Source organism: Pyramidobacter sp. CG50-2 (assembly GCF_003612005.1).
Lineage (GTDB): Bacteria > Synergistota > Synergistia > Synergistales > Dethiosulfovibrionaceae > Pyramidobacter.
On sequence record NZ_RAWT01000069.1, the window covers coordinates 1 to 10,459 of the forward strand.

General features: G+C 62.9%; 12 protein-coding genes. 5 read left to right on the plus strand and 7 right to left on the minus strand.

Annotated elements, in window-relative coordinates:
* The first annotated feature begins 214 nt into the window (after window positions 1-214).
* From D7D26_RS11105 to D7D26_RS11115, 3 genes are all read left to right on the plus strand, one after another.
* Window positions 215-571 (plus strand): ArsR/SmtB family transcription factor, encoded by a 357-nt coding sequence (locus D7D26_RS11105; protein ID WP_158606350.1) that lies wholly within the window; start codon window positions 215-217, stop codon window positions 569-571.
* The gene (locus D7D26_RS11110) at window positions 568-810 is read left to right on the plus strand and encodes a thioredoxin family protein (RefSeq protein WP_120373088.1); all 243 of its coding nucleotides are present in this window, start codon (window positions 568-570) and stop codon (window positions 808-810) included. Before D7D26_RS11105 ends, D7D26_RS11110 begins: the two co-directional genes overlap by 4 nt.
* 76 nt (window positions 811-886) lie before the next feature.
* Window positions 887-1,882: a permease gene (locus tag D7D26_RS11115; RefSeq protein WP_120373089.1), complete on the plus strand. Its 996-nt coding sequence runs from the start codon at window positions 887-889 to the stop codon at window positions 1,880-1,882.
* A gap of 194 nt (window positions 1,883-2,076) precedes the next feature.
* Here D7D26_RS11115 and D7D26_RS11120 read toward each other — a convergent pair whose 3' ends face one another.
* The 5 genes from D7D26_RS11120 to D7D26_RS11140 form a co-directional block, all read right to left on the minus strand.
* Complete coding sequence (locus D7D26_RS11120) at window positions 2,077-2,796, minus strand: ABC transporter ATP-binding protein (protein ID WP_120373090.1); 720 nt, start codon at window positions 2,794-2,796, stop codon at window positions 2,077-2,079.
* A complete protein-coding gene (locus D7D26_RS11125) occupies window positions 2,797-3,576 on the minus strand; it encodes an ABC transporter ATP-binding protein (RefSeq protein WP_120373091.1) in 780 nt (259 codons plus the stop codon).
* Window positions 3,573-4,433 (minus strand): branched-chain amino acid ABC transporter permease, encoded by an 861-nt coding sequence (locus tag D7D26_RS11130; RefSeq protein WP_199674784.1) that lies wholly within the window; start codon window positions 4,431-4,433, stop codon window positions 3,573-3,575. Before D7D26_RS11130 ends, D7D26_RS11125 begins: the two co-directional genes overlap by 4 nt.
* 79 nt (window positions 4,434-4,512) lie before the next feature.
* Window positions 4,513-5,466, minus strand: coding sequence for a branched-chain amino acid ABC transporter permease (locus D7D26_RS11135; RefSeq protein WP_120373093.1), 954 nt, complete (start codon window positions 5,464-5,466; stop codon window positions 4,513-4,515).
* 86 nt (window positions 5,467-5,552) lie between these two features.
* Window positions 5,553-6,704 (minus strand): ABC transporter substrate-binding protein, encoded by a 1,152-nt coding sequence (locus D7D26_RS11140; RefSeq protein ID WP_120373094.1) that lies wholly within the window; start codon window positions 6,702-6,704, stop codon window positions 5,553-5,555.
* 328 nt (window positions 6,705-7,032) lie between these two features.
* Between D7D26_RS11140 and D7D26_RS11145 the strand changes: the two genes are divergently transcribed.
* The gene (locus tag D7D26_RS11145; protein ID WP_078015763.1) at window positions 7,033-7,914 is read left to right on the plus strand and encodes a LysR family transcriptional regulator; all 882 of its coding nucleotides are present in this window, start codon (window positions 7,033-7,035) and stop codon (window positions 7,912-7,914) included.
* A gap of 80 nt (window positions 7,915-7,994) precedes the next feature.
* Here D7D26_RS11145 and D7D26_RS11150 read toward each other — a convergent pair whose 3' ends face one another.
* Window positions 7,995-8,375 carry a NifB/NifX family molybdenum-iron cluster-binding protein gene (locus D7D26_RS11150; protein WP_078015764.1) on the minus strand — a complete coding sequence of 127 codons (381 nt, stop codon included), beginning with the start codon at window positions 8,373-8,375 and terminating at the stop codon, window positions 7,995-7,997.
* Between the two features lie 40 nt (window positions 8,376-8,415).
* Window positions 8,416-9,390: a hydroxyacid dehydrogenase gene (locus D7D26_RS11155; RefSeq protein ID WP_158606351.1), complete on the minus strand. Its 975-nt coding sequence runs from the start codon at window positions 9,388-9,390 to the stop codon at window positions 8,416-8,418.
* A gap of 139 nt (window positions 9,391-9,529) precedes the next feature.
* On the opposite strand from D7D26_RS11155, the gene D7D26_RS11160 reads away from it, so the two are divergent.
* Complete coding sequence (locus D7D26_RS11160; RefSeq protein ID WP_078015766.1) at window positions 9,530-10,186, plus strand: YczE/YyaS/YitT family protein; 657 nt, start codon at window positions 9,530-9,532, stop codon at window positions 10,184-10,186.
* Window positions 10,187-10,459 lie beyond the last annotated feature (273 nt).

Below are 10,459 nucleotides of genomic sequence, written 5' to 3' on the forward strand. Positions count from 1 at the left end.
TTTTGTGACAATGTCATTCGCTCCTGTTTCATGAACGGTATTATCTCAGAGTGACATTTTCTTGGAACAGTTATGGGTGACTTTATCACTGAACAACGACACGTAAAGAATCGCCCCTTGCAAAATTTTGAGTTCACGCTACAATATGTGGCGCGAAAGCCACGTGGCACTTATTTCACATAAACGTGAACGCCAGCCACGAAAGGAGAACCTCATGAATCAAGATGACCTGAAAAGTTGCGCCGCTGTGTTCAAGGCCGTCTCCCATCCCGTACGGCTGCTCATTCTCGAAGCGCTCGCCCAGGGAGAGCTGTGCGCCTGCAAGATCGCGGAGCTTTTTCCGGCGCTGGACCGTACCACGGTGAGCAAGCATCTGGCGCTGATGGTGAGGAAAAACGTCCTGCGCGTCGAAAAGCGCGGCGTCAACAGCTACTATTCGCTCAAACTGACCTGCCTGCCCGGCACGCTGGAATGCGTGCGCCGCGCGCTGGGGGGAACGCCCCGCGCCGGAACGGACGGAACGGATGGACAATGCCGCTGCGGCGGTCTTCACAAGGAGGACACCCGATGAAACTGATCCAGATATTCGGTATGGGCTGCGCCCGTTGCCATGAGACGGAGAACAACGTGCGCGAGGCGGCAGCGCGGCTGGGGCTCGACGCCCAGATCGAGTTCGTCGGCGATCTGAAAAAGATGACGGCCATGGGAATCATCGGCACGCCGGCGGTCGCGGTGGACGGCAAGGTCGTTCTGGCCGGCTCCGTCCCCAGCGCGGCGGCCTGCGCCGCGCTGCTGGAAAAATACAGATAACGCGATTTTACATGAAGGGGCGGCGCTTCGTTTTCCGCGCCGCCCCTTCACGTTATGAAAGGATGTTTCTTTTCCCATGTGGGATTTCATTCAGCACCAGATTCTCGCCATGCGCTGGCTCAACGACCTCGCCGGCCGGACGCTGACGGCCTGTGGCGTGGACACATCCACGCGGCTGGGCGGCAGTTTGCAGTTCTTTTTCTTCGACGTGACCAAGATCGTCATTCTGCTCTCGACATTGATCTTCGTCATTTCCTATATCCAGAGCTATTTCCCGCCCGAACGCACCAAAAGGATCCTCGGGCGCATGCACGGCCTTGCGGCCAACACCGCCAGCGCCCTGCTGGGGACGGTAACGCCGTTTTGCAGCTGCTCTTCGATCCCGTTGTTCATCGGCTTCACCAGCGCCGGACTGCCCGTAGGCGTGACCTTCTCGTTCCTGATCTCGTCGCCGCTCGTCGATCTCGGCTCGCTGATCCTGCTGACGAGCATCTTCGGCGCGCGCATCGCCGCCGCCTACGTGGCCGTTGGCATCGCGCTGGCCGTCGCCGGCGGCACGGCGCTCGACCGTATGGGCATGGAGAAGTACGTCGAACCGTTCGTCAGGTCGATCGCCGCTGCCGACCTCGACTCGCCGGAGCTGACCGCGCGCGACCGTCTCGCCTACGCCAAGGGACAGATGCTGTTCACGCTGAAAAAAGTGTTCCGCTACATTCTCATCGGCGTCGGCGTCGGCGCGCTGATCCACAACTGGCTGCCGCGCGAGTTCGTCGTCAGGCTGCTGGGCGGCGGCAATCCGCTCGCCGTCGTGGCGGCGACCGTCGTGGGGATCCCCATGTACGCCGACATCTTCGGCACGATCCCGATCGCCGAGGCGCTTTACGCCAGGGGCGCAGGGCTGGGCACGGTGCTGTCGTTCATGATGGCCGTCACGGCGCTGTCGCTGCCGTCGCTCGTCATGCTCCGCCAGGCCGTCAAGCCGAGGCTGCTGGCGGTCTTCACCGGCATCGTTTCACTGGGCATCATGGCGATCGGCTTCGGCTTCAACGCCTGCGGGCGTTTCTTCATTTGACGCTGATTTCCATGGAAGTCTTCTCGTTGAAAACCAGCATCATACTATTTCTCGATTAAAACACTGAATAACAAGAGCGTCCCGGGGAAGATCCACAAAGTAAGTTACGCAGATTGTGCGGCTTGCTTTGTGATTCTCCCTCGGGACGCTCTTGTGTTCGGCTTTTTAATTAAGAAATATATAAACCAGGGAAGCTACTTGCCGCCCAGATAGGCCGCGGCGATCTCGGGGTCGGAAAGCAGCTCGCGCGAGACGCCCTGCTTGACGATGCGGCCGGTCTGGAGTACGAAGGCGTGCTGCGAAAGCAGCAGCGCCTGTTTGGCGTTCTGCTCGACGAGCAGGATGGTAAGCCCTTTTTCGTTGATGCGGCGCAGCTCGCGGAAGATGTCTTTGATAATCACGGGGGCCAGCCCCAGCGACGGTTCGTCGAGCAGCAGCAGTTTCGGCCGGGACATCAGCGCCCGGGCCACGGCGAGCATCTGCTGCTCGCCGCCGGAGAGAGTGCCGGCGTACTGGCCGATACGTTCCTCGAGGCGCGGGAACAGCGAGAACACCCAATCCATGTCTTCTTTGACGGCTTTTTCGGAATCGCCGCTGCGGGGGAACGCGCCGATCTGCAGGTTTTCCAGCACGGTCAGCGGCGCGAAGATGCGGCGGCCTTCCGGCGAAAGCGAAATGCCCGATTTCACCACCTGAAACGACCGGCGCGGCAGCGGCTTGCCTTCGAACTCAATCTCGCCGGACTGATACGGCACCTGCCCCATGACGGCGCTCATCAGCGTGGACTTGCCCGCGCCGTTGGCGCCGATGACGGAAACGATCTCGCCGGCGGGGATGGACAGCGACACGCGGTCGAGCGCGCGGATCGCGCCGTAGCTGACGCAGAGTTGTTTCACTTCGAGCAGTCCGGCCATTCAGATCGCCTCCTCGTCGTCGCCCAGATAGGCCTTGAGCACTTCGGGATTTTTGCGGATGTCGTCGGGGCCGCCTTCGGCGATCTTGGCGCCGAAGTTCACGCAGACGATGTGCGGGCAGATCTGCATGATCAGGTCCATGTGGTGCTCGATCACGAGGATGGTCAGCTCCAGGTCGCGATGGATGCCCGTGATCAGTTTGTTCAGGTCGGCCACTTCCTCGGGGTTCATGCCCGCGGCGGGCTCGTCGAGCAGCAGCAGGATCGGTTCCAGCGCCAGAGCGCGGGCGATCTCGAGACGGCGCTGCATGCCGTAGGGCAGCGTGCCGGCCGTCTGCGCGGCGCGCCCCGCCAGGCCGACGCGCTCGAGGAACTCCATGCTGCGGCGACGCGTGATCTCCTCACAGCTGCGCCAGCGCCCCAGATGAGTGATGGACTCGGTAAAACCGTAGGTATGATGCACCTGAGCGGCGGTCATGACGTTGTCGAGCACGGTGGACTTGCCGAACAGGCGCAGGTTCTGGAAGGTACGGGCGATGCCGCGGCGGATCACCTGATAGGACTTGAGGCGGATCGTGCTGAGACCGTCGAAGATGATGTCGCCGGAGTCGATCGGATAGACGTTGGTGATCAGGTTGAAGACCGTCGTCTTACCCGCGCCGTTGGGACCGATCAGCCCCATCAGCTCGCCCTGCTCGATCTTGAAGCTGACGTCCTTGACGGCGTGCACGCCGCCGAACGACTTGTTGATGTTGAGGATCTCAAGGATGGGCGCGTTCATCGCGATTCCTCCTTCTTCGTCCCGCGCGCGCGGCGGAACTCCCAGATCTCGCGGCTGCCCAGCAGGCCGTCGGGGCGCAGCACCATGACCATCACCAGCACGGCGCCGTAGATCAGCATGCGGTACTGCGAGATGGGACGGAACAGTTCGGTGATCAGCGTGATGATGCCGGTCGCCAGCAGCGTGCCGCTCATCGAGCCGAGGCCGCCGAAGACCACCAGCGAGGTCAGTTCGGTGGACTTCATCATGTCGAACATGGCCGGCTGGATGAAGCTGAGGTAGCCGCCCAGCAGCGCGCCGGCGATGCCGCAGTAGAACGCGGAGATCAGCAGCGAGACGAGGCGGATGCTCGGCGTGTTGAAGCCCAGCAGCGACGCCGCCATGACGTCGTCGCGGCAGGCGCGGAAGTAGCGTCCCCAGCGGCTGTAAATCAGGTTGAACATGAACAGCGCCAGAACCACGAAGAACCACACCGCCACGGCGCGCGTGGTGTAGGGATCGATGCCGGGAATGCCGCGCGCGCCGCGCGTCACCGACTGCCAGTTCTCGATCACGAGGCGGATGGCCTCGCACAATCCCAGCGAAGCGATAGCGTAATAGTCGCCCGTCAGCTTCATCGTCGGCACGCCGACGACCCAGGCCAGCGCCGCGGCCAGCACGCCGCCGGCGAGCACGGACGGGAGCCAGGCTACGTCGTAGTTCATGATCAGGATCGCCGCCGTGTACGCGCCCATGGCCATGTAGGCCGCGTGCCCCAACGTGAAGATGCCGGTGAAGCCCGTCAGCAGCGACACGCCCATGGCCGCGATCATGTTGATGCACAGCAGCATGAGGATCCCTTCCGTGTAATAATCCATCGGCACGTAAGCCAGGACCGCGCCCAAAGCCGCGAGGGACAGAGCGCCGAGAAGCGATTTTTTCATGACGGTCCCTCCTCTACACCTTGTCGCGGATGTCGCGGCCGAACAGGCCGGACGGCTTGATGATCAGCGTCGCGATCAGCAGCGCGAAGACGACGAAGTCGCGCATCTGGCTGCTGATGAACCCGGCCGTCAGCATTTCCGCCAGCCCCAGCAGGATGCCGCCGATCACCGCGCCAGGCAGGCTGCCGAGACCGCCGATCACCGCCGCCACGAAGGCTTTGGTGGTGATCATGTTGCCCAGCTGCGGATAAAGCGTGTAGCGCGTCGCCAGGAAGATGCCGCCCACCGCCGCCAGCGCGCCGGCGACGAAGAAGACGATGGCGATCAACAGATTGACGTTGACGCCCATCAGCCCCGCCGTGCGCAGGTCGCAGGCCGCGGCGCGGATCGCCAGCCCCCAGCGCGTGCGCATCAAAAACATCTGCAGCAGCAGCAGGAAGACGACCGTCACGCCCAGCGAGATCAGATCGAAGGCGCTGATCGTCAGCAGCGGCGTCAGCCCCTCGGCCGCGCCGGGGAAAAACCTCATCACCGACTCGCCCGCCGCGCCGGCGGCGCGCGCCGCGAGGACGATCGGCTGCGAGGGGAACACCTCGGGCAGCGCGCGGTAACGGCCGCCGATGGTGACGACGAAAATGTTCTCGATGACGATGGAAACGCCCATCGAGGCGATCAATAAATAAAGCGTGGCCGACGTGCGCTCACGGATCGGCCGGTAGGCCATGCGCTCGGTGACGATGGCGACGACGCCTGCGGCGAGGATCGCGCCCGCGCCGGCGATCCAGATATTCATGCCCATGGAGTTGAGCATGCCGTAGGCCGCGTAGCCGCCCACGACGAGAAAACCGCCGTGAGCGAAATTGGAAAACAGCAGGATCGAGTACACCAGCGAATACCCGACCGCGATCAGCGCGTAAACGGAGCCCAGCGAGAGACCGTTGACGACTTGTTGCAGAAAGGTTGCCACGACGACTCCTCCCTTTCATGACGAAGGGGCGGCGGCCCTTGCGCCGCCGCCCCTTGCAGTGAACCCGTCGGATTTGAAAACGCTTTTTACATTTCGGGCTTGATCGTGGCAAAGTAGCTCGTCTTGCCGCCTTCAGCCTTGAGCATGATGCCTTCCTTGCCCTTGGGGTTATGGAACTCGTCCATGGTCAGCGTGCAGTGCATCAGCTTCAGATCTTTGGTCTGCTCGAGAGCGTCGCGGACCTTTTCGGGATCGAGGCTGCCGGCGCGTTCGACGGCGTCCTTCAGCCAGTACACGCAGTCGTAAGCCATCATCGCGTTCATGAATTCCTTGCACTCGGTGCCGGTCTTCTGCTCGAACTTGTCGAAGAACCCCTTCAGCTTCGGGTCGCCCTTGTCCACGTGGCTGACCCAGTAGGTGTTTTCCATGGCGTCGCCGGCGATCTCCCACCAGAAGTCGCCGTAACCGTCGCCGCCGATGATCGGGCAGGTGAAGCCCATCTCGCGGGCCTGTTTGATCGCCAGAGGCGTGCACTTGCCCATCGTCGGGAACACGAGGATGTCGGGCTTGGCTTCCTTGAACTTGGTCAGCTGGGCGCGGAAATCGACGTCTTCGCCGCGGTGCCCTTCGTCGGCCACGACCTCGCCGCCCATCTTCTTGTACTCGTTGACGAAGAACTCGCGCAGCCCCTGCGAGTAGTCGCTGGACACGTCGTACAGCACGGCGGCCTTCATGAGGTTCAGGTTCTTGACCGCGAACGTGGCCAGGATAGCGCCCTGATACGGGTCGAGGAAACAAATGCGGAAGTTGTAGGGACGTACCTTGCCGCGCTCGTCCATGGTCACCATCGGGTTCGTCGGCAGCGTGCCGAGGTGAGGCACGTGACCGCGGTTGAACACGGCGGCGGCGGAAATGCACAGCCCGGAACCGCTCGGGCCGATGACGGCGACGACCTTGTCCTGATTGACGAGGCGGCGCGCCGCGTTGACCATGTCTTCGTTGCGCGTGCGGCAGTCGTACTGAATGACGCGCATCGGCAGCATCGCGTCGCCGACCTTGACGCCGCCGGCGGCGTTGATCTCTTCGAGGGCGATCTTCACCGACTCGACTTCGGCGAAGCCGTAAGCGGCAAAGTCGCCCGTCGAAGTCGAAATCTCGCCGACCAACACTTCCTCCGCGGCGAACGCCGGGAACGCGAACATCACAACTGCCACAACAATCGATAGGAACTTTTTCACGCTGGCACCTCCATTTTTAAAATATAAAGTTTGTTACACGAGAATCTTAACATAACTTATCTTTCGAAGCAAGTTATTTTTATGCAGCGAATATTATAGAAACACGCCGCGTTTATCGTTCTTTTGCGTCCGAATAAATCATTTGCGTTTTGCTGAAAACGCAATTCATGGCATGAGATTTCGGCAACGCGCGCGTCCGCGGAAGAACTCGCCCGGAACGGCGAACGGCCGTCCGCCTCCGCCGCGAACGTTTGACAAAGCGCCGCCGATGATCTATCGTCAAAAAAACAAAAAGCCCTTGATTCTTTCTCATAGCAAAGGAGACGCCATGGACACGAAAAAATGTGCCGTGCTGCTGCGGGCCGTCGAAAACGGTTCGCTGACCACCGCCGCCGAAGAGCTTGGTTACACTCCGTCGGGCGTGAGCCGCATCATCGCTTCGCTGGAAAAAGAGGCCGGCTTCCCGCTGCTGCGCCGCAACCATATCGGCGTCAATCTGACGCGCGAGGGCGAGCTGCTGCTGCCCGTCCTGCGCGAGCTGGTGCGCGCCGCCGGACAGTTCGCCGAAACGTCCGCCCAGATCCGCGGCGTCGAATGCGGCAGCGTCACCGTCGGGGCGGCGTACGGCGTTTATTATCCGCTGCTGGCCCGTCTCGCGGCCGAGTTCGGGCGGCTTCATCCCGGCATCGCCGTTTCCATCGCCGAGGGGTTGAGCAGCGACCTGGCCGCCATGGTCGAAGAGGGACGCGCCGACTTCTGCGTCATCAGCCGGCGCGAGGGCAGCTTTCAGTGGACGCCGCTTTGCAACGACAAGCTGGTCGTCTGGGTGCCCGCCGGGCACTGGTCCGTCGCCCGCGGCGCCTTCCCCGCCGAAGCGTTCGCCAGCGAACCCTACATCGAAATGTACCCCGGCCGCGAGAGCGACAACTCGCGCTACTTCGCCGCCCGCGGCGTCACGGCTGCGGCGCGCTGCTCCACCTCTGAGGTCAGCGCCGCCTTCGCCATGATCGAAGCCGGCCTCGGCGTGGCGCTGATGAACGGCATTCTGCAGCGGCCGCCCAGCCCGCGCGTGGTCAGCGTGCCGCTCGACCCGCCCGAAACCGTCAAGATCGGCCTGGCTTGGCCGAAGGAAGAGTTTCTCTCGCCGGCGGCGCGCACGTTCGCCGCCTTCGCCCGCGGCGAATTCCTCAAAAACAGGCGCTTGCCGTAACACGCCGTCCGCCGACAAAAAATCCGGCCCCGAAAAGGGACCGGATTTTTTGTCGGCGGACGAAGCGTTCCTTGCCAATGCTAATGGCGGCACGAGCCGTTTCCGCAGGAATGTTCCGCGCCGTGATCGTGATGATGGCAGTTCGCCTCGGCGTTGGCGGAAAGCTGTCCGGCGGCGAACTTCGCGGCAGCTTCGTCCGCGCTGCCCTGATTGCCGGCGTAAATGGCGATCCCCGCCTCCTGCAGCGCCGCGACCGCGCCGCCGCCCAAACCGCCGCAGATCAGCGCCTCGACGCCCCTTTCCTTCAAAAAGGCCGCCAGCGCGCCGTGCCCGTGCCCCTCCGTGCCGATCACTTCCGAGGCGCCGACCGCGCCGTTTTCGATCGTGTAGATCTTCACCGTTTCGGTGTGTCCGAAATGCTGAAAGATCGCGCCGTTCTCATACGTTACCGCTAATTTCATGTCTCATCCCTCCATTGTATTTTACGCAGCCGAAAAGGAATCAGGATCCGTCGCGGAGGACGTCCCTGTTTTCGAATCCCAGCGGGTGTTCGACGCTGTAAACGCAGCGCGGCTTCCTTCCCTCGCACACGTCGAACAGCGCCTGCACGGCCGCCGTGCCGACGCGGCGCAGCGCTTCGTCCGTGTTGGCGCCGAGATGGGGCGTGGCGATCACGTTGTCCAGCGAGAGCAGCCGATGTCCCGCCGTCGGCGGCTCGTGCTCCCACACGTCGCAGGCGGCTCCCGCCAGCCGACCGACGCGCAGCGCCTCATAGAGCGCCTCCTCGTCGACAACGCCCCCACGCGACGTGTTGATCAGCACCGCGCCCTTTCTGGCCGCGGCCAGTTCCTTGGCGCCGATCAGATGAAAGGTCTCTCCCGTCAGGTGCACGCCCAGCGAGATCACGTCGGCGCCCCGCATCACGTCGATAACGGAAGGGCGATGTTCCACGTGGAACATTTTCGCTTTCTCGGGCGTCAGCGAGGGCGAATAGCCGATGACTTTCATGCCGAACCCTTCGCGCAGAATGCGCGCTGCGCGCCGGGCGATGTCTCCGACGCCGATCAGTCCCAGCGTCTTGCCCGCCAGTTCGCGCCCGCAAAACTCCGGCGGCGCGCTTCTCACGGGGCGCCCCGAACGGACCGCACGGTCGGCGGCGGTCACGCGGCGCATCAGATCCAACGCCAGCGCAACGATCAGTTCCGCCACCGAATCGGCATTCTGCGCAGGCACGTAGGTTACGGTAATGTTACGGGCCGCGCACCATTCCAGATCGATGCCGTCGCTGCCCGTGCCGTGCACGGCAATCACCTTCAGCCGCGGCGCGCGTTCCAGTGTTTCCCGCGGCAGCTTCAAATTGCGGCTGATCAGACCGTCGCACTCCGCCAGACGCCCCCAGTCGGCGACGATCTCAGCCCGCGACCGCAGCAGGACCACGGCGTCACGGTGCAGATGTTCGCAAAGGAAAACATTCATGAGCTCGTCCTCCGTTCGTTCTCTGATCATTCGCTCCGCCGAGAGCCGGAGCCGCGCGCGCCTGTCTCGCTCCTGCTTGACCGCCGGCGCCGCAGAAGGTAATATCGTTCCATCTTCTCCGAACGAAGGAGGACCGCTGATGGACTACTCTCGACGCATCGCCCGGGCGCTGTTCGGGCTGCTGCTTTTCGGCACGGGATCGTGCTGCAACATCCAGGCCAACGTGGGGCTCGGCCCTTGGGAAGCGTTCAGCATGGGCGTGGGAGCTCGGCTGGGGTTGAGTTTTGGGACCGTGCTGGCCGGATCGGGGCTGGTCATCCTCGCCGTCGACCTGCTGCTGCGCGAAAAAATCGGGCTCGGCACGCTGCTTGACATCGCCTGCATCGGCCCCATTGCCGATCTGCTGCGCGCCGCCGGCGTCATTCCCATGATGACCGGCTTCCCCTCGGGCATCGCCACGCTTTTGACGGGACAGCTTCTGATCGCCGTGGGCAGTTATTTTTACATCGGCGCGGGGCTGAGCTGCGGCCCCCGCGACGCACTGATGGTCGCCCTGTGCAAGCGCTTCCCGCGCACTCCCGTAGGCGTGATCCGGTTTTCCATCGAAGGCGGCGCTCTGCTCACCGGCTGGCTCTGCGGCGCCAAGATCGGCGTCGGCACCGTCGTCGCCGTCTTCGGCATCAGTTTTATCCTTCAGGCCGTGTTCTCGCTGCTGCGCTTCGACGTCAGCACGATCGAACACGAGGATCTGCTCGCCACCGCCAGGAACCTTCTGAGCCCCAAAGCACCCCGCTGAGCGCACTTCAACAATAAATGCCTCTGAATATTATTTCTTAAATCAAAAAGCCGAACGCAACGGCGCCGGCCGGCGGCTGCATGAGCAGTCCCCGTCCGGCGCCGTTCATTTCGATCCGCCCGGGGCGTCGGTTCAATACAGCCCGGGATAGAGCGGTTTCGCCTCGCAGAGTTCGGTGATCTCGGCGCGGACTTTTCCGATCTCCGCTTCGTCGTCGATGTGGGTGACGACGCGGTCGATCCAGCCGGCGATCTTCTCCATTTCCTCGCGCCC

Excerpts from the sequence above, each read along its gene's own strand:
- D7D26_RS11130 (WP_199674784.1), bottom strand. The coding sequence starts at position 4,433 with ATGGATTATTACACGGAAGGGATCCTCATGCTGCTGTGCATCAACATG.
- D7D26_RS11125 (WP_120373091.1), bottom strand. The coding sequence starts at position 3,576 with ATGAACGCGCCCATCCTTGAGATCCTCAACATCAACAAGTCGTTCGGC.
- D7D26_RS11150 (WP_078015764.1), bottom strand. The coding sequence starts at position 8,375 with ATGAAATTAGCGGTAACGTATGAGAACGGCGCGATCTTTCAGCATTTC.
- D7D26_RS11120 (WP_120373090.1), bottom strand. The coding sequence starts at position 2,796 with ATGGCCGGACTGCTCGAAGTGAAACAACTCTGCGTCAGCTACGGCGCG.
- D7D26_RS11110 (WP_120373088.1), top strand. The coding sequence starts at position 568 with ATGAAACTGATCCAGATATTCGGTATGGGCTGCGCCCGTTGCCATGAG.
- D7D26_RS11105 (WP_158606350.1), top strand. The coding sequence starts at position 215 with ATGAATCAAGATGACCTGAAAAGTTGCGCCGCTGTGTTCAAGGCCGTC.
- D7D26_RS11160 (WP_078015766.1), top strand. The coding sequence starts at position 9,530 with ATGGACTACTCTCGACGCATCGCCCGGGCGCTGTTCGGGCTGCTGCTT.
- D7D26_RS11145 (WP_078015763.1), top strand. The coding sequence starts at position 7,033 with ATGGACACGAAAAAATGTGCCGTGCTGCTGCGGGCCGTCGAAAACGGT.
- D7D26_RS11155 (WP_158606351.1), bottom strand. The coding sequence starts at position 9,390 with ATGAATGTTTTCCTTTGCGAACATCTGCACCGTGACGCCGTGGTCCTG.
- D7D26_RS11115 (WP_120373089.1), top strand. The coding sequence starts at position 887 with ATGTGGGATTTCATTCAGCACCAGATTCTCGCCATGCGCTGGCTCAAC.